Raw genomic sequence first — 20,393 nt, 5'->3', positions numbered from 1 at the left:
GCAAGTCATTCTATTTTATGCAAATATTTTGGAAAAGGAAAACAGAAAAATGCTTTGGACATGCCAAAGCGACAACATTTTATTGCAGAAATTTTTCATACTCATAATACTCGGGATAAGATGCGAGCGTTTCTTGACACGATTCACAAATCGTTTTTATATATATATTTCCATTCTCATGAAAATGAATCATTTCTACTACTTCTTGCTCTGTTAGTTGAAATAAAACGTCGCTATATACTTTTTCTGCGTTAATGGAGCCTACATTACCTCCGCAGTGTCTGCAATAATAATACCCTTCCATACTAGCCTCCTAAAAATTCAATTACTACTAGTATGGGTAAAACAAAAGAGAAATATTCCCAATCTCATTTTTAACTATTGAAAGTATTCATGATTTGGAGAAAAGGCTTATTTAGCCACTCTTCACATGCATCCGCTGCTTTTTCAATAGAATGGTTAACATCCGGAATCTCTTCAGATGTAAAGCGTCCTAATACATAATCGACTACCTTCATTCCATTTTTCGGGCGATCGATTCCCATACGGATACGTTGAAATTCTTGTGTTCCTAGGTGCGAAATCGTTGACTTTACACCATTATGTCCACCAGCACTACCTTTCATGCGAAGACGCAATTTACCTACAGGAATGTCCAAATCGTCGTACATAACAACGAAGTCCTCAACATCAATTTTATAATAATCCATGAGTGGACGAATACTTTCCCCAGATAAGTTCATGTATGTTAGCGGCTTTAATAAGATTACCTTTTCTCCATTAACAAACCCTGCACCAAATACACCTTTAAATTTTTGTTCATTCAAAGAAATGTTCCAACGCTTCGCAAGTTCATCAATGGCCATAAATCCAATATTATGCCTTGTTAATTCATATTCTCTACCTGGGTTCCCAAGTCCTACTATCAATTTCATTCTTGTACCACTACTTTCTTTTTTCGATACGAAAAGACGTAACCAATTTTGGTTACGTCTCATTCTATCCAATTAATTGAATAATACACTCACAGATTCTTCTTCGTATACACGAATGATTGCTTCTCCGATTAATGGAGCAACTGAAAGTTCATGTACTTTGTCGATTTTCTTCTCTTCTGGTAATACGATAGAGTTCGTTACAACTAACTCTTTAATATTTGAATTTTGAATACGCTCAATTGCTGGACCAGATAATACTGGGTGTGTACAGCAAGCATATACTTCAGAAGCACCGTTCTCAACAAGAGCGTTTGCTGCTAATGTAATTGTACCAGCTGTATCAATGATGTCATCAATTAAAATCGCTGTTTTACCTTCAATATTACCGATAATGTTCATTACCTCTGATACATTCGGGCGAGGACGACGCTTATCAATAATAGCGATTGGCGCTTTTAGACGATCTGCCATTTTTCTTGCACGAGTTACACCACCATGGTCAGGAGACACGATTACGATATCTTTAAGACCTTTTGTTTCAAAGTAATCTGAAAGAATCGGTACACCCATTAAGTGGTCGATTGGGATATCAAAGAACCCTTGAATTTGTGGAGCATGTAAATCTAGAGTGATTACACGAGTTGCACCTGCTGTTTCAAGCAAGTTTGCTACAAGTTTCGATGTAATTGGTTCACGAGAACGCGCTTTACGGTCTTGACGCGCATAACCATAGTAAGGAATAACAATATTAATTGTTTTCGCAGATGCACGTTTTAATGCATCAATCATAATAAGTAATTCCATGATATGTTCGTTTACTGGGAAGCTTGTAGATTGAATAATGAATACATCGCAACCACGGATACTTTCTTCAATGTTAATTTGAACTTCTCCATCACTAAAACGATCAACAGAACATTTTCCTAGCCCTACTCCAATATGCTTTGCAATCTGCTCAGCAAGTTCCTTATTAGAGTTTAAAGAGAATACTTTCAAATTAGAATTTAGATATTGAGTCGACATCTAGATTAACCCTCCACATTATGATTTTTTCTTATTCAGCAATTGATCAACATAGTCTTCTTTGTTAACTTGACGTGCACGTGCTACCGATAATGCTTTTGATGGAACATTCTCTGTAATTGTAGAGCCTGCTGCCACATAAGCACCATCTTCAACTGTTACTGGAGCAACAAGGTTTGAATTACATCCAATAAATACCCCATTACCAATCACAGTTTTGAATTTATTCTTACCGTCATAGTTCACCGTAATTGAACCACAACCAAGATTCACGTCTTCTCCAACTTGTGCATCCCCGATATAACTCAAGTGTGAAGCTTTACTTCTATTACCAAAGACAGTTTTTTTGATTTCCACGAAGTTTCCAACGCGTACTTCGTCTCCAATAACTGAATCTGGGCGAATATGTGCAAATGGACCAACCGATACTTCTGTACCAAGCTTACTATCATGTACAGTAGATTGTCGAATTGTCGTACGATCTCCAATTTCACTATCGCGAATTACTGTATGCGGTCCAATTTCACAATCAGAGCCAATTACAGTGTTCCCCTCAATAATTGTTCCTGGATGAAGAACTGTATCACTACCGATAACTGCATCAGCAGAAATATAAGTGTTACTTGGATCAATAATTGTAACACCGTTTACCATGTTCTTTCGGTTGATACGGTTTTTCATAATAATTTCCGCTTGCGATAGAGCGACTCTGTCGTTAACACCTAACGTTTCGTCGAACTGCTCTGTTTGATAAGCTGATACGATATGACCTTCATTTTTTAAAATCTCAATAACATCTGGAAGGTAATATTCACCTTGCACGTTATCATTTGAAACTTTAGAAAGTGAAGCAAATAAAGCCTTATTATCAAAACAATACGTACCTGTATTGATTTCTTTAATAGCTAATTCTTTCTCATTTGCATCTTTATGCTCAACAATCTTTTCAACATGACCATTCTCATTACGAACAATACGGCCATATCCAGCAGGCTCTTCTATGTATGCTGTTAGCACCGTCGCCATTGCTCCTGCTTCTTTATGTTGCTGAAGTAATGCTTCCATTGTTTCAGCAGTTATTAGAGGCGTATCACCACAAATAACTAAAGTTGTTCCTTCTTCATTTGCAAGTACACTTGCAGCTTGATCTACAGCATGTGCTGTACCAAGTTGTTCTGCTTGTAATGCAAACTCACTTACGTTCCCTAGCTGTTCTTGTACCATTTCAGCACCATGTCCAACAACCGTTACAAGTTTCTGCAATCCTAATTGAGATACTTGATCGACTACGTGTTGTACCATAGGTTTTCCACATACAGGATGCAGCACTTTGTATAGCTTAGACTTCATACGTGTGCCTTTACCTGCAGCTAGAATCACTGCAAATCTGTTTGACATATAGACCCTCCATCGCAACCTATTTATCCATTAAAGATATTATCCTAAATCATCATATATTTCAAGAAACACATTTTAACTATTAAATTTTACCATAATTCTTATAAGATGTTTTACTCTTTAGTATCTTTTTTAAGAAATAAGCTATACTATTTAAAATGATTTTGAAAAAATTAGTAGTTTCTTCTTTTTATGTTAATAAATTATGCAGTTTCCAAATATAAAGCAAAAAAAACAAACTCCTGTAAATGCTTACAGGAGTTTGCTACAAAATTATAAGGCTTTTTGTCAAAAGCCCTTTTCATTCGAATTTTACGAAGCACCTGCTTCTTCAAACTCAACCTCTTCTAACTCGCCTAAACGATGATACTCTGTTAAAACCGCATCTTGAATTTTAGAGCGTGTACCAGAATTAATTGGATGTGCAATGTCACGGAACTCTCCATCTGGAGTACGTTTACTTGGCATTGCTACAAATAATCCATTATTACCATCAATTACACGAATATCATGAACAACAAATTCATGGTCTAGAGTAATAGAGGCAATTGCTCTCATGCGGCCTTCTGTGTTTACGCGGCGTAATCTTACGTCAGTCACTTCCATCTTGTGTTCACCACCCTTTTCTAAATAAGCGATATATTTGTATAAATTCCACAAATTTTCTATTTTCCCTTTAATTTTTTAAAAATTTTTAAGATAAAAATTTTTAAAGTAGTTGAATATAGAGATTAGTGGAGGTTATCGCTTACAAAAGGTTACTTAACTAGGGCGATTACTTCAATTTCAACGGAAACATCTTTCGGTAATTTTGCTACTTGCACACAAGATCGAGCTGGTTTATGAGTAGAGAAATAAGAGCTATACACTTCATTCACAGCATTAAAATCATCCATGTCCTTTAAAAATACTGTTGTTTTTACGACTGTATCAAATGAAGCACCTGCTTCCTCTAATACCGCTTGTAAATTTTGAAATACTTGTTCTGTTTGTACTGTTACATCTCCTGTTACAAGCTCCCCATTTGCCGTCAATGGAATTTGTCCTGAGCTATAGAACATGTTATTTACAATAATCCCCTGTGAATAAGGTCCAATTGCTTGTGGTGCCTTGCTTGTTTGAACAACTTTCATACTTTTCACCCTTTTATTATTTATTTTACTCTTTAAAAATAGTGTACGAAAGGCAGTTTGTCCACCTATTTTATAATCTATAAATAAAATAAAAAAAGATAGAGCTATCTGCTCTATCTTTTATTCCGCCTCTACAAGCCCTTCATCAAATGGCGCAAGAGAATAATTCCCTTTTTCCACTTGAATCGTTTTTTCTTTCACATCAACTTCCGATAGACGAATTAATGATACAAAATTATTAATTAGTCGTTCTTCAATATCTGTGGATTCTACTAATACACCAATACCAACAACATTAGCCTTGAACTCTTCTAACATACTCATCATACCTTGAATTGTTCCGCCAGCTTTCATGAAGTCATCAATAATTAAAACATTCGACCCTTCTGGAAGACTGCGTTTTGCTAACGTCATTGTTTGAATTCGTTTAGAAGAACCCGACACATAGTTAATACTAACAGTCGGACCTTCTGTTACCTTATTATCTTTCCTTGCAATTACAACTGGTACATCTAAGTAATTTGCCACTGCATAAGCAAGTGGAATCCCTTTCGTTGCCACCGTCATAACTGCATCAATTGGTTGCCTAGCAAAAACAGAAGCAAACAAACGACCTGCGCCATTAATATGGCGAGGATTACTCAATAAATCTGTCATGTATAAGTAACCGCCAGGCAAAATACGATCTGGGTTTTCAAATAAGCCACAAAGCTCATCAATAATTAGATCTGCCTCTTCTTCACTTATATACGGTATATATTTCACTCCTCCTGCTGCTCCTGGTATCGTTTGCAATGTGCCGACCCCTTGTTGTTCAAACGTTTGCTTAATAATAACTAAATCTTCACTAATGGAAGACTTAGCCGATTGATACCTTTCAGCAAAAAAAGTGAGAGATACTAGCTGACGAGGGTTTTGTAGCAAGTAATAAGTCATATCGACTAACCTTGTACTTCTTCTAATTTTCATACTCTCACCTCAAATCACGAATATTCTAAACAAATCATAACGTATTATACGTCTTTATTCAAGCGTTTCTCGCTCTCCTAATAAACGTACCGCATAGACTTGTTCACAAAATCCTTTTAATCCGTTATAAATGCGATGCATTCGTGAATCATGGTGTACAAGTCCGAATACAGTTGGACCACTTCCACTCATTAATACAGCATCCGCTCCAAATCGCTTCATCTGTGATTTAATACGGGCAACTTCAGGATGCATTCCAAATGTTACATCTTCTAAAACGTTACCAACAGTATCACAAATTCCTTTATAATCACCAGAATTTATGACATCAACCATTTTATCTACATTTGGATGTGTAACTCGATTTAACTTTAAATTTCCATACACATCAGCAGTAGATACACCTATATGTGGTTTCGCTAAAATAACCCAACAAGAAGGCGGAGTCTTTATATGCTCAATTTTCTCTCCTCTTCCAGTGGCAATTGCTGTGCCTCCGTATACACAGAACGATACATCTGATCCAATTTCTGCGCCAAGCTCTGCTAACTCATCAATTGTAAGCCCTAAATTCCATAATTTATTAAGACCACGTAATGTCGCTGCTGCATCACTACTTCCACCTGCTAATCCAGCTGCTACTGGAATCGTTTTTTCAATAGTAATAGATACACCTTTTTTTACATTAAACTTCTCTTTTAATAATTTCGCTGCCTGATAAGCTAAATTTCGTTGGTCGTCTGGGACATACCGATTATGGGATAAAATTTCAATACGGTCTTCTGCTAATTCCGTTAGTTCTAGACGATCTGCTAAATCAATGGTTGTCATAATCATTTTCACTTCATGATATCCGTCTTGTCTTTTTCCCAGTACATCTAACGACAGATTAATCTTTGCTGGTGCTTTCACTAGTAGCTTCAATCTATTCACCCACTCTATGTACTCAATCTTTTATCGTTTATTTTACCATAAATTTATAGTAAGACGATGACACTTCCCTAATTATAACGAAAAGCATTCAGAATGAAACTACTTATGTAAAATGATGGCACCTTTTAGAGTACAAAAAGCCGAGGAATGTCTCCTCGGCTACCGTAGCATAGAAAGTATCTTACAACTACTGGTTTCGTTTCATTAATTGCTGTTCTGCAATTTCTATAGCACGTTTCACCATGTTACCAGCATCTTTCGCACGAATTCCGCCCCATCCTTCTTTCTGAACAACATCATAAAAGCCAAGCTCTTTTGCTAGCTCTTCTTTAAATTGGTTTGACATGACACCTCTTCGTCTACTCAATGCAGAGTCCCTCCTTATTTTGCTACGGTATAGTTAGTATGCAAAATAATATAGCTTTTCATTTATGGGAATATATGTAATGATATACGGATTATAAAATGACCTCATTATGAGGGTCTCCATAAAATGTTAACTCTACTGTCTCTGTTAAAACATCTGCATAACTATAAGATACACGTTGCAACGCATCTTCTTGTTGATCCAATTGTACAACAAAAACGGAACGGTATGTTTCTGCTAGTACACCTGATTGCTCCACAGTTTTTCTTCTTCCACTATTTGCTTTTAACATAAGTCGTTGTCCAAGATGGTGATCTAATTCGCTTTTAATTTCATCTAAACGTTTTGACATATACTTCGCTACACCTCGCTGTAATTTAGATTGAACACTTAAAGCACGATATATCTATCCTAATTATTAACCGCGATTCACAGCTAATATCATCCTGCGTTTGAATAGATAGAAGAAATACTATATTGTAAAAGTATCATTACGTAGTCTGTACGTTCTTACCTCTTTTTATCCAAATTCATTTAAATCCTTCCATACAAAAAAGCAAGATACATATGTATCCTGCTTACTCTTCGTAATGTTGAAAAGGTAATCCCGTTCGTAAAATCCCTCTCGTTTCAATTCCACCTAGTCCCTTTTCACCAGTAATTGTATTACGTACGACATCCCATACATTGACTCTCTCCATAAATGAAGTAAAACTAATTTTACCAACTACATATACAGGATCTAGTGCATGAATATTAATTCTAGATGGTGAACTAGCGAAATTGGCCCCTGCACGAATTAGTGCCTCAAAATGTGATTGACATGCCCCAGCAAAAATAACAAGTTGATCCAGTGATGGATATTTTTTTCGCACTTCACGAACAGCCTGTACAAAATGCCTTGAATGCCTATATGCCGCTAAATCTCCCTTCACTCCTTTTGATTTTGTATATGCATCATGCCCTGTAATAACGAGAATGTCTGGGCGAAAGTGATCTATTAAGTCTACTACTTTTTCATGCATCTCCGTTTCTTTACAATGAATACCTTGAACAGGAACGCCAATTTTGTTATATAAGTCTAAGCACTTGCGCAAATATAAAGGGTCTCCATCTATATGCAATACACGTCCCGGCATTTGAAAATAATTCACCTCACTTGTGTATCCACCAGTTGAAGTATGTTCATGCCTTTGTTTCATCAGTACATAATCTTGTTGAAACAAACGATACGTGCGCTCCATTGTTTCTTTCTCACGCTTCACCCTTTTTTTATGTTCTCTTTGATCTATACTAATTAAATCTTCAAGTGGCGCATCCGCCACCAGTCTAATTTCCTCTCCAAACAATATAGCTATCTCACCTTTTATTTCTATAATACGAAAAAGAATATCCCTCTTATGAGAATATCGTTCCACTAATTCTCCAACATGTAAAACCATTCTCCTACCTCCAAACTCATTAGGCCATCTTACCTGTTTTTAAAGTATGAATTTAGAGAGAGAAAGGTGACAAAAGGGACAGTTCAAGTTGAACTGTCCCTTTCATATTCTTATGATAATTTATGAAGAACTAATGCATTACTTAATGTTGCAAACTCTTCAATAGATAGCGTTTCGCCTCTTCGCTTTGGATCAATTCCTACTTCTGTTAAAATTCGATCCAATAACTCCTTATCTTTCGGGAAACCATTTAAATTATTTGATAAATTATTCATTAAAGTTTTACGGCGCTGTGCGAAACTTGCTCGTACTACTTCAAAGAAGAACGTTTCATCTGTCACCTCTACAACCGGTTTAGGACGCTTTAGAAGGCGGATAATTGCAGAATCAACGTTTGGCTGTGGTACAAACACTGTACGCGGTACAGTCATAACTGTTTCAACCTCTGTATAATACTGAATGGCAATCGATAAAGAACCATACTCTTTCGTTCCAGGTTTAGCAGCTAAACGATCTCCAACTTCTTTTTGCATCATAACAACAAATCCACGAACTGGTAACTTTTCTTCAAGCAATTTAAATAAAATTGGCGTTGTAATATAGTATGGTAAGTTAGCTACTACCATTACATCTTGCCCTTCTTCAAATTGCTCATTAAATACTTCATGTACATCTGCTTTTAGTACGTCTTTATTAATAACTGTAACGTTACCATATGGCGCTAACGTCTCATCTAAAATTGGTAATAGTCTTTGATCAATTTCAAAAGCCACTACTTTTTTAGCACGCTTTGCTAATTGCTCTGTTAATGCACCAATACCTGGTCCAATTTCAATTGCACCACTTTCTGAACCAATTTCTGCATGATCGACAATACGATTTAATACATTTGTATCAATTAAAAAGTTTTGTCCTAAACTTTTTTTGAATGAAAATCCATACTTTTCAACAATGTCTTTTGTACGATTTGGCGTTGCGATATCCTTCATTTTTTTTCCTCCTGTATTACTTGCTTATAAGCTTCTGCAAATGATTCCTTTGAAACTTGAAACATCTGTAATCGTTTATGTAACTGTTTTGCATTTGTATAACCAATCTTTAATAGCTTACCCATTCTTTCTCTGCGGCTCTTTGCCATTTCTCCGCCCACTAAGCCTGCATCGACTAAATCACTCCAACTAATTTCACTTGTGTAAGCTTCCATTTCTTCATGTATATTCTCTAGAGCGCGGCGAATCGACTCATTAGAAGCGTGTTCGATTCCAACACCCTTTTTCCTTTTAGCAAGCGCTTCTTCCTTCGGTAAAAAGGCATGCTTACAGCCAGGAACCTTGTCAGAAATAATTTTTCGAATACGCTCTCCAGGATAATCCGGATCTGTGAAAATAATAACGCCCCTTTTTTGCTGCGCTAATTTAACTTGCTCAATAACATGATCACCGATTGCTGAACCGTTCGTTTCAATTGTATCCGCATCAACAGCACGCTTAATCGCAACTGTATCATCTTTACCTTCTACAACGATAATCTCTTTTATTTTCATGCTTGCCTCCACACTCATTTCGTCTCTACTTAGTAAAACAAAAAAATGACGACTTTTCCATTATTATTTTCCCCATTCTTATATTTTAAAAAATAGAATAGAAAAATCTTTGTTCTCTGTCCTTATTGTAACACTTCATCATTCACATTTATTTTCTTCATCACTTCTACTAGTTTTTCTCAAAATAAAAAAGAACAGGTTTCCCCATTCTTTTTTATTCAACACCAAATAAAGCTTTTGCATTTTTAGTTGTCATTTCTGCTACTTCCTCATAAGAAATTCCTTTTAAATTCGCAATTTCTTCTGCTACGAGTTTTACATAACTCGGTTCATTTCGTTTCCCTCGAAATGGATGCGGTGTTAAATACGGACAATCCGTCTCTATTAACAATTTCTCCAATGGAATCTCCGTAGCAACCTCTTTCGGCTTCTTAGCGTTTTTAAATGTAACTGGTCCACCTAACGAAATTAAAAAGTTCATATCAACACATCGCTCTGCTACCTCTACGCTGCCGCTAAAGCAATGCATAATGCCTCCTACTTCAGCTGCATTCTCTTCTTCTAGAATATCAACAATATCTTGAGTTGCATCGCGGTTATGTATAATAATCGGCAATTTTACTTTTTTCGCTAATGCAATTTGTTTACGGAATACTTCTTTCTGTATTTCTTTTGGAGACTTATCCCAGTGATAATCTAAGCCCATTTCTCCAAGTGCAACGACTTTAGGATGAGAAGCAAGTTCTTCTAACCAAGCTAAATGTTCTTCTGTCATGTCGATTGCATCAACTGGGTGCCACCCAACCGCAGCGTAAATAAAATCATAGGCTTCAGCTAATTCCATTGCCTTTTTTATCGTTACCTCATCAAAACCAACAACAACTGTATAAGTAACTCCCGCTTCTTTCATTCGGGCAATAACCTCTTGCAAATCTCCTTCAAATTGCTCTGCATTCAAATGTGAATGTGTATCAAACAACATAATACATAACTCCTTTTATATTGAAATCCAGTTTATTCTACAAAAATAAGTTCTTTAATAACTTAACGATAACAATACTACAATCTTAATGCAAAAATAGAGAGTGTAAAAAGAAAAAAGACGCTTCACACATGTTACACGTGAAACATCTCTTTTCTTGTCTTAATTACTTGATTTTTGTACCATTTGGTAGATTTTGGTCAATTGATGCTAATGACAATACGCCATTCTCTTCACCCGCTAAAATCATACCTTGCGATAATTCACCGCGTAATTTTACAGGTTTTAAGTTTGTTACACAAATAACCTTTTTACCTTTTAAGTCTTCCGGCGAATAGAATTTTGCAATTCCAGAAACAACTTGACGCTTTTCTGTACCTAAGTCTAGTTGAATTTTTAACAGCTTGTCTGCTTTTTTCACAGGTTCAGCAGATAGTACTTCAGCTACGCGTAATTCTACTTTAAAGAAATCATCAATTGTAATTTCTTCTGCCTTCGGTTCTTCTTCTTTTTTCTCTTCTACTTTAGGAGCAGAGCTTTTCATTTGTTCTTTAATGTACTCTACTTCCACTTCCATTTCTAAACGAGGGAAAATTGGGTTTCCTTTTTCTACTTTTGTTCCAGCTGGAATGCAGCCAATTGTAGATAGACTTTCCCAAGATTTATGAGCTTCATCAGTAAGGCCAAGCTGAGCAAACATCTTGCTTGGTGCTACTGTTAAGAATGGCATAAGCATAATACCTGTTTGACGAAGTACTTCTGCTAAATGAGCCATTACAGAGGCTAACTTTTCACGATCATTCTCATCTTTTGCTAATACCCATGGTTGTGTTTCATCAATATATTTATTCGTACGACTAACTAGTTGCCAAATAGATCCTAACGCTACAGAGAACTCCATATTCTCCATTGCTTCTTCTACTTTTTTCAAAGTATCTTGTGCAAACGCTACTAACGTTTCATCAAATTCCGTCACATTTGCTTTAAATGCAGGGATTTCTCCGTTAAAGTACTTATCAATCATAGCTACTGTACGATTTAATAAATTACCTAAGTCATTTGCTAAGTCGAAATTAATACGCTCCACAAATCCTTCTGGTGTAAATACGCCATCAGATCCAAATGGAACTTCACGAAGTAAGTAATAACGTAATGCATCTAATCCGTAACGATCGATTAATGTAACTGGATCTACTACGTTTCCTTTTGACTTACTCATCTTTCCATCCTTCATTAAAATCCAGCCATGAGCAAAGACTTTCTTCGGAAGAGGTAAATCTAATGCCATTAAAATTATCGGCCAATAAATTGTATGGAAACGAACAATTTCTTTCCCAACTAAATGCACATCTGCAGGCCAGAATTTTTTATATTTCTCTTCATTTGCTGTTCCATAACCTAACGCCGTAATATAGTTAGATAATGCGTCAACCCATACGTAAATAACGTGTTTTGGGTTACCAGGAACACGAACTCCCCAGTCAAATGAAGTACGAGAAACTGCTAAATCTTCTAATCCTGGTTTAATAAAATTATTAATCATTTCATTTTTACGAGACTCCGGCTGAATGAAATGTGGATTATCTTCATAGAACTTTAATAGTCTGTCGACATATTTACCCATTCTAAAGAAATAAGATTCTTCACGAACAAGTTCTACATCATGACCACTATCTGGGCTTTTTCCTCCAACTACTTTGTCGCCTTCCATAATTGGATCTACTAATTGATGCTCTGTATAGAACGTCTCATCTTGTACAGAATACCAACCTTCATATTCATCAAGATAAATGTCACCTTGATCTACTAATTGTTTAAAGATTTTTTCGACAACATCTTTATGACGATCTTCAGTTGTACGAATAAAATCATCATAAGAAATATCCATCTTCTCCCAAAGCTCTTTAATTCCTGCAACAATGTTATCAACATATGCCTGTGGCGTAATATTTAACTCTTCTGCTTTCTTTTGGATCTTCTGTCCATGTTCATCAGTTCCTGTTAAATAATGCACATTATAACCTTGCATACGCTTATATCGTGCCATCGCATCTCCTGCTACTGTCGTATAAGCATGTCCAATGTGTAATTTTCCACTTGGATAATAAATTGGGGTAGTAATATAAAAGGACTTATTTTCCTCTGTCATTGTTTTGGACCTCCCGAATAACCTCATATGTATTTATAAACAGTATATCAAAAACTCATATATAAAGTGAAACTTTAATCAGTAGGGTTTTTGTTCCTCCCCACTAATTATTAGCCCACGTTAATTTGGCTTTTACGAGCAGCCCAAATCTAACTTTTCTTCTTTACGCCAACCTAATTTTCAATTTAGGTCTTAATACTCGATATCTTTATCATCTATTGCTCATATTTCAAAAAAATATACAATATCTACTTTAAATTTATTATTTTTTCAGAAAATAATGTAAATAATTGTGGAATTTCCTCTCAATCTATTATATATAAGAAATAAGAAATCTATAAATCTTTTTAAAAAATATAGAATTTAAGAATTGACGGAAATGTAAATGATTGGTATCATATGTCCATAGGGTATTTTGTCGAAAAATGACGAATCTAAAAATAGACTCGAAACTTATAAACTATTTATTTAGGAGGAAAAAAATTATGAAATCTACTGGTATTGTTCGTAAAGTTGATGAATTAGGTCGTGTAGTAATTCCAATCGAATTACGCCGTACTTTAGGTATTGCAGAAAAGGACGCTCTTGAAATCTATGTTGATGACGAAAAAATCATCTTAAAGAAATATAAACCAAACATGACTTGCCAAGTAACTGGTGAAGTATCTGACGGTAACCTTTCTTTAGCTGAAGGTAAAATCATCTTAAGCAAAGAAGGCGCTGAGCAAATCTTAAACGAACTTCAAGATTATATCGAAACAGCAAAATAAGCTTCTCAATTATGAGAAGCTTATTTTTTATCGACATGATAGATTTGATATACATCTCTTTTCGACAAATCTCGATCTTTAGCGACTGTTTTAATCGCTTCTTTTGAATTCATACTTTTTTCATTTATATAATATTCAATATGATCATATACCGAAAGAGATTCCCACCATTGTTCTTCTGGAGCAGGTTCTTCTGTTGAACCAGCTACTAAAATACAAAACTCACCACGTACTTCATTTTGCTTCGTCCACTCAATTGCTTCTTCGATTGTTCCTCGAATAAATTCCTCAAATTTTTTCGTTAACTCTCGACATAATACAATCTCTCTATTTCCCAACACTTCCTGCATCGAAATTAAAGTATCATCTAAACGATGAGGTGCTTCATAAAACATCATTGTAGTTTGTACATAACGAAGCTTTTCTAACTCCATCTTCCGTTCCTTTTTGTTTCTCTGCAAGAAACCATAGAAATAAAACTGCTTTGTTTCAAGACCGGATGCAATTAATGCTGTAAGGGCTGCATTTGCTCCAGGAAGCGGAATTACATGATATTGCTCAGCTACTGCCTCAACGACAATATCGTAACCTGGATCAGAAATACACGGCATACCAGCGTCACTAACAAGTGCTACATTCTTTCCATCCTCTAATTTCTCTAATAGTTTCTTCCCACTTACTTCTTTATTGTGCTCATGATAACTCGTGACAGGTGTTTCAATTTCAAAATAATTACAAAGTTTTTTCGTTTGTCTCGTATCTTCAGCAGCAATTAAATCAACTTCTTTTAAAATTCGGATTGCACGAAATGTCATATCTTCTAGATTTCCAATAGGAGTTGGTACTAAATATAAAACTCCCTTTTCATTTTGTTGAAAGCTTTTTTGTTGCCACATAGCGTTCTCCTTTTTGCATATATGCCTCTTTTTGTTTTCTCGTTAATTGCTTAAAGTAATACTCCGCTTGCATAGCTGTACGCTTATCATCGTGGGTCTCTACATATTTTAAAACGACAGGAAGCCTGACGCGTGTATACTTAGCCCCTTTGCCGCTATTATGAGTCTGAATTCTCTTTTCTATATGGTTTGTATATCCAGCATAATAACTTCCATCAGAGCACTCTACCACATAAAAAAAGTGCTTATTCTTCTCCATATAAAATTGAACGTAGCTCCTTTGTATATTCGTTATTGTTCTCATATACAACGAGAGGCGGTAAAATTTTCAAATCTGCATTTCCATCCTTAATTCCTTCAATTAACAATGTATTTGCTTCTTTTCCAACCTTAGGATAAACAAATTGCACACGCTTTGGTTCAATTTTATATTTACGCATTAATGTGACAATGTCTAGTAATCGCCCTGGACGATGTACAAACGCTACTTTCCCACCTTGTTTTACTAACTGACTACTTGCAGATACAACATCTTCTAATGTACACATAATTTCATGACGAGCTATCGCTAAATGTTCATTCATATTTTTCTCTGAAGTTTGAGGTGTTTGAAAATATGGTGGATTACATGTAACAACATCATATTGATGACGCCCAAGTTTCTCTGGCATATCTTTCAAATCTCCATGTATGAGGTGAATTCTTTCTTCCAACCCATTGTATTGAACACTTCTTACTCCCATATCATATAAGCGTTCTTGAATTTCCACACCAGTAATATTTCCTTTTGTTCTTGTACTTAATAGAAGGGGAACAACCGCGTTACCTGTACACAAATCAAGTAAATTCCCCTTTTGAATTGGTACCCATGCAAAATCTGCAAGTAAAACGGCATCTAAAGAAAAATTAAATACTGATGGGCTTTGTATAATCTTCATGTCTTGTGCTAATAAGTAATCTAAACGTTCATCTTCATATAAATTCATATACTGCTCCTTTTCTTACCCTTAACCTACCCTATTTCATGTATAAAAAATTACCTTTCCAATTATAATTGGAAAGGTAATTTCACTTTTTATTTAAGAATGAAAGACAGAACAAACAATCTCCCTCTTTACGTACACTTCCATAATGTAGATTGCAAATATGAAAACCTTCTTGATATAGTCTCGCTAAATTGTCATAGCCTTCACCAATATCTGTTTTCGGCTTCACTTCTTTACGTTTTTGAGTTTTTTGTTTTTCTTTATTCTGCACTTCTTCAAAACGGTGTCGCAAATTGTTATTTTCCATTTTTATATGCTGGTTTTCTTCCAACAACTCTGCAAGATGCTGTTTTAACTCTCCCAACTGTTTATATAAATGTCCAATTTGCTCTTCCATACTAGAAACCGATTCAAAAATATCTTTTTTCTCCACAAGCACCCACCTCATTAATCTGTGGTTTGACTCGAAACGACCCCTTTATTCACTAACTCATCTAACGTATATTCTACTATCCGTTCCTTGTCTACTAGTTCCACTTGAATTAATCTTTCTAAAATATTTAATCCGATAACACGGCCAGTACCATGCGGGGTTTGTATACGTTGATCTAAATCAGGAAGTTGTTCCTTTGCTGCCTCATATTCATCATTCTCATATTTTAAGCAACACATTAAGCGACCACATAAACCAGAGATTTTTGCAGGATTTAATGATAAATTTTGATCCTTTGCCATTTTAATGGATACAGGTTCAAAATCCCCTAAAAAAGTAGAACAACAAAGCATACGACCACATGGACCAATACCACCTAGCATCTTCGCTTCATCACGAACACCAATTTGTCTTAGTTCAATTCTTGTTCTAAAAATTGCGGCTAAGTCCTTCACTAGTTCGCGGAAATCGATCCGACCATCCGCAGTAAAATAGAAAATAATCTTATTACGATCGAATGTATACTCTACATCTACAAGTTTCATATCAAGATTATGCTCTACTACCTTTTGTTGACAGACTTGATATGCTTCTTTGGCAGCATGTTTGTTCTCTTCAACAATGGTACGATCATTTTCATTTGCAATACGAATAACCTTTTTTAGCGGTAATACAACGTCGTTTTCATCAACTTGTTTTTTGGTAATAACTACTTTTCCGTATTCAATACCTCTTACCGTTTCTACAATGACAAACTCATTTTCAGAGATATCGAACTGGTTTGGATCAAAGTAATATACCTTTCCGGCCTTCTTAAAGCGAACACCTACTACATCATACAAAACGGTCATCCCTCCTGCAACCGCAACACTAACTGTTCGAACACAAGCTGCGCATTTACATTAGCGTTGATTCTATTTTTTGCCTCTAATATATTAAAGAGAGCTGATACAATGCGCTTCTGAGCATAGGAAAACGATTCAAACATCTCTTTCTGCTCATGAAAAACAAGACGATCTTCTTCTCCAAGTTGAACATATAATAAATCCTTATAAATAAGGAGTAACATATCTAAACCTTGCTGTAATTGTTCTTTCTCTCCAAAGTGTTTTCCCCATTTTTCTTGTACAAAAAAAATAGAGGTTTTATCTTTTTCGAGCGCTTCACATAATTTTATCACTAAAGCTCGTGCTTGTGCAAACCATTCATCACTACATAAAGCTAAAGCTTCATCAAAACTATTTGTAAGTTGAGCAGCAAGTGTCGATAAAGATGCTGTAATCCCTTCATCCTGTAATCTTCTAATTAAAGATTCCGTAGGTAACGGTCTAAACGTAACAACTTGGCAGCGAGATAAAATCGTATTTAAAATTTGATGACTTTGTTCAGTAAGTAAAATAGCAGTTGTATCACTACTTGGTTCTTCTAAAAATTTCAAAAGTGTATTTGCCGCATTTGCTGTCATACGATCTGCGTGCTCAATAATATATATTTTTTTATTTGCCTCTAATCCTGTTTTGGAAAACTCTTCTTGTAAATCATGAATTTGCTGCTTCTTAATAGATAATCCGTCTGGTTTTACAATATGTAAGTTAGGGTGGTTACCTGAATCAATTCGCTTACAGTTTGTACATACATGGCAGGGCTCTACTCCATTCCGCTCAGAACAGAGGAAACTCTTTGCCATTTGAATTGCTGTCGCAAACTTTCCTGTCCCTTTCCCTCCCTCTAACAAGTAAGCGTGGGATATACGCTCTTTTGCAATGCTATTCATCAACATTTTTACACCGATGGGTTGTATAGCAGAAAGCTGCTCCCACGTCTTCGTCATAATGCATACCTCACTTATTTCATTCTTTCCTTCTATTATAACAATTTATCTTCTATAATCTGAACAACTTCTTCTATAAGTTTTTCCATCGGTTGATCAGCATTTACCAATACAATACGATCCGAGAAACGTTCTACAACTTGTAAATACCCTTCGCGCACACGTTTATGGAAAGAGATATCTTCCATATCTAGTCGATTTACTTCACGTCCTGCATCTTTTTCAATCCGAGCCAAACCAACCTCAGGCTCAATGTCTAGATAAATTGTTAAACTAGGCATACAGTCCTCTGTTGCGAAACGATTTATTTCAAATACCTTATCCATACCCAATCCTCTTGCATAGCCTTGGTATGCTAAAGAGCTATCTATAAAACGATCACATAACACGAGGTAGTTCTCATTAAGTGCTGGCATAACTTTTTCTACTAAATGTTGTCTACGCGCAGCAGCATAAAGAAGCGCTTCTGTACGTGCTTCCATCATCGTATATTCTTGTTTATGTAAAATCGTCCTAATGTCCTCAGAAATTGCAATACCGCCTGGTTCCCTTGTCGCCATTACCTTTTGTGCTTTTTGTTCAAAATATGGCAATAAGCTTTTAATTAACGTTGTTTTACCTGAACCTTCTGGGCCCTCAATTGTTACAAATAATCCCTTCATCCTAAAACCTACTTTCTATATCATACACTTTCATATATTTCGTATTACCTTGAAAACGAGCTCCTGCTCTTTCTAAATACATAATTTGCTCTTTATGCTCTGAAGTAATTCTCTCTCCATACATAATTAATGGAATTCCAGGTGGATACGGAATCACCATTTCCGCCGCTATCATTCCAACAGCATCTTCTATAGATACTATCTTTGTTTCATATCCGTCTAGTTGTTTATACGTATACGGTAAAAGAGAGAATTCACCATTATAAGTATAACGAATAGATTCCCTCTTGTCTTTCACCTCATAATGTTGCAATGCTACTCGGATCATCTCTATAACCTTCATATATCCCTCATTTACTTGTAACGGTAAAATAAATAGGACATTGTACGGATCAGCCATCTCTGTATATATACCGACCTTTTCAAATACAGACTGTAATTCGTACCCTGATAACTGACAACGAGTTTGTACGGTGACCTTTAACTCATCTTGCAACGGATATTCTAAAATGGCGATTTGGGGAATAGAACGTAATTGTTCCTTAAATCTTCGTAAAAACTCAACAATTTCACTGTGACCTTCTTCTTTTATACGCGCCATTGTAAAGCGTGCTATATCCAAGGAAGCCATAATTGGATACGATGGACTACTAGATTGTAGCATACTTAAATAAGTAGTAACCTTATCTTCGTCTACTAAATGACTATTTATATGTAAATAGGAACCCATTGTCATTGCGGGTAATGTTTTATGTGCAGAATGAACTACAATATCTGCACCATATGTTAATGCTGACTTCGGGAATGGTTCTCCCAAACATAGATGTGCCCCATGTGCCTCATCTACCAAAACAGGGATTTTATGTGCATGTGCAAAAGCGATGCTTGCCTCTAAATCCATCCCCATACCATAATAATTAGGATGCGTTAAAATAAGTGCTTTTGCATTTGGATACTTTCCAATTGCGTTCTTAATAATTTCATTACGAACTCCCACTGGTACGTTATAAGCTTCATCAATCCATGGATCTAAAAAAATGGGATTTGCTCCTGCAAGTTTTAAACCATTAATAATTGATTTATGACAATTTCTTTGTACAAGAACAATATCATGTTCCCCGCAACAAGACAAAATCATTGCTAAGTTCCCGACTGTTGAACCATTAATTAAAAAATAACTTCTCTTTGTATTATAAACTTCAGCCAATAATTGTTGTGCCTCATCTATACATTCAAACGGACTATGCAAATCATCTAGTCCTGCTAATTCAGTTACATCAATAGATAGAATACCTTTAAACTCTCTTATTGCCTCCTGAGGGAAGTTTAAACCATTCTTATGACCAGGAACATGAAAGGATAACGGCCCTCTTTCTTTAAACTCTATTAACGCCTCATATAAAGGCATACGATTTTGATTCATCTACATCTCTTCCTTATTATTCATTCTCTATCTATTATACAGAACAAAAAAAATAATAGGCATATGCCTATTTAAAAATATGATACTTCTAATTTTCGAAGCTGCTTTAAATAATATATATATTTCGGATCATCTGTCTCTGTATTCACCATATCCTTTTCACATTCATGGCATATTAAATTATTATAAACATATATACCTGCTTTTCTTTTTGTCTCACAAACAATACAAACTTCACTTTGTAATTTCATAATCTTCCCTCCCTATTTAAGTGAACCTATTTTATACTTCTAATCCTTAACAATTTACAGAAAAATATACACCCATCTTTTATATAATATGATTAACTCTTGGGCAACGTGTTTGTATTTCCATTACTTCTTTCCCATTCTTTTTAACAATACAAAAAAACACAAGTCAAATGACTTGTGTTTTTAGTTGCTTGGCGACGTCCTACTCTCACAGGGACAAGGTCCCAACTACCATCGGCGCTAGAGAGCTTAACTTCCGTGTTC

25 protein-coding genes are annotated in these 20,393 nt (G+C 35.5%); 1 reads left to right on the top strand and 24 read right to left on the bottom strand.

The genetic code is table 11. From position 1 onward, the window contains the following. Positions 1 to 79: 79 nt before the first annotated feature. The 15 genes from ACTFP3_RS28780 to metG all read right to left on the bottom strand — a co-directional run bounded on the left by ACTFP3_RS28780 (position 80) and on the right by metG (position 12,877). Positions 80 to 304 (bottom strand): anti-sigma-F factor Fin family protein, encoded by a 225-nt coding sequence (locus ACTFP3_RS28780; RefSeq protein ID WP_000399438.1) that lies wholly within the window; start codon positions 302 to 304, stop codon positions 80 to 82. 70 nt (positions 305 to 374) lie between these two features. After that, complete coding sequence (gene pth, locus ACTFP3_RS28775; protein WP_000767702.1) at positions 375 to 935, bottom strand: aminoacyl-tRNA hydrolase; 561 nt, start codon at positions 933 to 935, stop codon at positions 375 to 377. Between the two features lie 72 nt (positions 936 to 1,007). Continuing rightward, entirely contained in the window at positions 1,008 to 1,961 is a 954-nt protein-coding gene (locus tag ACTFP3_RS28770) for a ribose-phosphate diphosphokinase (protein WP_000107420.1), read from the bottom strand. Between the two features lie 18 nt (positions 1,962 to 1,979). Next, positions 1,980 to 3,359, bottom strand: coding sequence for a bifunctional UDP-N-acetylglucosamine diphosphorylase/glucosamine-1-phosphate N-acetyltransferase GlmU (gene glmU, locus ACTFP3_RS28765; RefSeq protein WP_000071041.1), 1,380 nt, complete (start codon positions 3,357 to 3,359; stop codon positions 1,980 to 1,982). A 312-nt stretch (positions 3,360 to 3,671) separates the two neighbouring features. After that, entirely contained in the window at positions 3,672 to 3,965 is a 294-nt protein-coding gene (spoVG, locus tag ACTFP3_RS28760) for a septation regulator SpoVG (RefSeq protein ID WP_000454041.1), read from the bottom strand. A gap of 152 nt (positions 3,966 to 4,117) precedes the next feature. Then, positions 4,118 to 4,492, bottom strand: a complete 375-nt coding sequence (locus ACTFP3_RS28755; RefSeq protein ID WP_000869815.1) for a RidA family protein — start codon at positions 4,490 to 4,492, stop codon at positions 4,118 to 4,120. Positions 4,493 to 4,612: 120 nt separating this feature from the next. After that, positions 4,613 to 5,461: a pur operon repressor gene (gene purR / locus ACTFP3_RS28750; protein WP_000702466.1), complete on the bottom strand. Its 849-nt coding sequence runs from the start codon at positions 5,459 to 5,461 to the stop codon at positions 4,613 to 4,615. A 54-nt stretch (positions 5,462 to 5,515) separates the two neighbouring features. After that, positions 5,516 to 6,385, bottom strand: a complete 870-nt coding sequence (gene ispE / locus ACTFP3_RS28745; RefSeq protein WP_000772104.1) for a 4-(cytidine 5'-diphospho)-2-C-methyl-D-erythritol kinase — start codon at positions 6,383 to 6,385, stop codon at positions 5,516 to 5,518. 196 nt (positions 6,386 to 6,581) lie between these two features. Then, positions 6,582 to 6,761 carry an acid-soluble spore protein SspF gene (gene sspF, locus ACTFP3_RS28740; protein WP_002094215.1) on the bottom strand — a complete coding sequence of 60 codons (180 nt, stop codon included), beginning with the start codon at positions 6,759 to 6,761 and terminating at the stop codon, positions 6,582 to 6,584. A 91-nt stretch (positions 6,762 to 6,852) separates the two neighbouring features. After that, positions 6,853 to 7,113, bottom strand: a complete 261-nt coding sequence (gene veg / locus ACTFP3_RS28735; protein WP_000044347.1) for a biofilm formation stimulator Veg — start codon at positions 7,111 to 7,113, stop codon at positions 6,853 to 6,855. 226 nt (positions 7,114 to 7,339) lie between these two features. Continuing rightward, positions 7,340 to 8,203, bottom strand: coding sequence for a sporulation peptidase YabG (gene yabG / locus ACTFP3_RS28730; RefSeq protein ID WP_000242868.1), 864 nt, complete (start codon positions 8,201 to 8,203; stop codon positions 7,340 to 7,342). A 110-nt stretch (positions 8,204 to 8,313) separates the two neighbouring features. Then, positions 8,314 to 9,192 carry a 16S rRNA (adenine(1518)-N(6)/adenine(1519)-N(6))-dimethyltransferase RsmA gene (rsmA, locus tag ACTFP3_RS28725; RefSeq protein WP_000651548.1) on the bottom strand — a complete coding sequence of 293 codons (879 nt, stop codon included), beginning with the start codon at positions 9,190 to 9,192 and terminating at the stop codon, positions 8,314 to 8,316. Beyond that, complete coding sequence (gene rnmV, locus ACTFP3_RS28720; RefSeq protein ID WP_000692835.1) at positions 9,189 to 9,746, bottom strand: ribonuclease M5; 558 nt, start codon at positions 9,744 to 9,746, stop codon at positions 9,189 to 9,191. Before rnmV ends, rsmA begins: the two co-directional genes overlap by 4 nt. A 214-nt stretch (positions 9,747 to 9,960) precedes the next feature. Further along, positions 9,961 to 10,728 carry a TatD family hydrolase gene (locus ACTFP3_RS28715; protein ID WP_006915843.1) on the bottom strand — a complete coding sequence of 256 codons (768 nt, stop codon included), beginning with the start codon at positions 10,726 to 10,728 and terminating at the stop codon, positions 9,961 to 9,963. 166 nt (positions 10,729 to 10,894) lie between these two features. Further along, the gene (gene metG, locus ACTFP3_RS28710; RefSeq protein ID WP_000134132.1) at positions 10,895 to 12,877 is read right to left on the bottom strand and encodes a methionine--tRNA ligase; all 1,983 of its coding nucleotides are present in this window, start codon (positions 12,875 to 12,877) and stop codon (positions 10,895 to 10,897) included. Between the two features lie 485 nt (positions 12,878 to 13,362). On the opposite strand from metG, the gene ACTFP3_RS28705 reads away from it, so the two are divergent. Beyond that, a complete protein-coding gene (locus ACTFP3_RS28705) occupies positions 13,363 to 13,647 on the top strand; it encodes an AbrB/MazE/SpoVT family DNA-binding domain-containing protein (RefSeq protein ID WP_000843036.1) in 285 nt (94 codons plus the stop codon). A 20-nt stretch (positions 13,648 to 13,667) separates the two neighbouring features. Here the strand turns inward: ACTFP3_RS28705 and rsmI are convergent, their stop codons facing one another. The 9 genes from rsmI to ACTFP3_RS28660 form a co-directional block, all read right to left on the bottom strand. Beyond that, on the bottom strand, positions 13,668 to 14,543 hold the full coding sequence (gene rsmI, locus ACTFP3_RS28700; RefSeq protein ID WP_000267821.1) for a 16S rRNA (cytidine(1402)-2'-O)-methyltransferase: 876 nt from the start codon (positions 14,541 to 14,543) through the stop codon (positions 13,668 to 13,670). Next, positions 14,512 to 14,802 carry a GIY-YIG nuclease family protein gene (locus ACTFP3_RS28695; protein ID WP_000414350.1) on the bottom strand — a complete coding sequence of 97 codons (291 nt, stop codon included), beginning with the start codon at positions 14,800 to 14,802 and terminating at the stop codon, positions 14,512 to 14,514. The genes rsmI and ACTFP3_RS28695 overlap by 32 nt, the downstream gene beginning before the upstream one ends. After that, positions 14,789 to 15,529: a tRNA1(Val) (adenine(37)-N6)-methyltransferase gene (locus ACTFP3_RS28690; protein WP_001055366.1), complete on the bottom strand. Its 741-nt coding sequence runs from the start codon at positions 15,527 to 15,529 to the stop codon at positions 14,789 to 14,791. Before ACTFP3_RS28690 ends, ACTFP3_RS28695 begins: the two co-directional genes overlap by 14 nt. Before the next feature lie 82 nt (positions 15,530 to 15,611). After that, the gene (yabA, locus tag ACTFP3_RS28685; RefSeq protein WP_000412063.1) at positions 15,612 to 15,962 is read right to left on the bottom strand and encodes a DNA replication initiation control protein YabA; all 351 of its coding nucleotides are present in this window, start codon (positions 15,960 to 15,962) and stop codon (positions 15,612 to 15,614) included. 14 nt (positions 15,963 to 15,976) lie between these two features. Beyond that, positions 15,977 to 16,804, bottom strand: coding sequence for a PSP1 domain-containing protein (locus ACTFP3_RS28680; protein ID WP_000272429.1), 828 nt, complete (start codon positions 16,802 to 16,804; stop codon positions 15,977 to 15,979). Between the two features lie 5 nt (positions 16,805 to 16,809). Continuing rightward, positions 16,810 to 17,793: a DNA polymerase III subunit delta' gene (gene holB / locus ACTFP3_RS28675; protein ID WP_000169561.1), complete on the bottom strand. Its 984-nt coding sequence runs from the start codon at positions 17,791 to 17,793 to the stop codon at positions 16,810 to 16,812. A 35-nt stretch (positions 17,794 to 17,828) separates the two neighbouring features. Next, positions 17,829 to 18,455, bottom strand: a complete 627-nt coding sequence (tmk, locus tag ACTFP3_RS28670; RefSeq protein ID WP_000677218.1) for a dTMP kinase — start codon at positions 18,453 to 18,455, stop codon at positions 17,829 to 17,831. A 1-nt stretch (position 18,456) separates the two neighbouring features. Next, positions 18,457 to 19,878, bottom strand: coding sequence for an aminotransferase class I/II-fold pyridoxal phosphate-dependent enzyme (locus tag ACTFP3_RS28665; protein ID WP_001075299.1), 1,422 nt, complete (start codon positions 19,876 to 19,878; stop codon positions 18,457 to 18,459). 71 nt (positions 19,879 to 19,949) lie between these two features. After that, a complete protein-coding gene (locus ACTFP3_RS28660) occupies positions 19,950 to 20,129 on the bottom strand; it encodes a sigma factor G inhibitor Gin (protein ID WP_326036451.1) in 180 nt (59 codons plus the stop codon). Between the last annotated feature and the right edge of the window lie 264 nt (positions 20,130 to 20,393).

The sequence above is a fragment of the Bacillus cereus group sp. MYBK5-2 genome (assembly GCF_051915685.1).
GTDB lineage: Bacteria > Bacillota > Bacilli > Bacillales > Bacillaceae_G > Bacillus_A > Bacillus_A cereus.
Note: the sequence above shows the minus strand (reverse complement) of the source record. Positions and strands in the feature narration are given on the sequence as shown.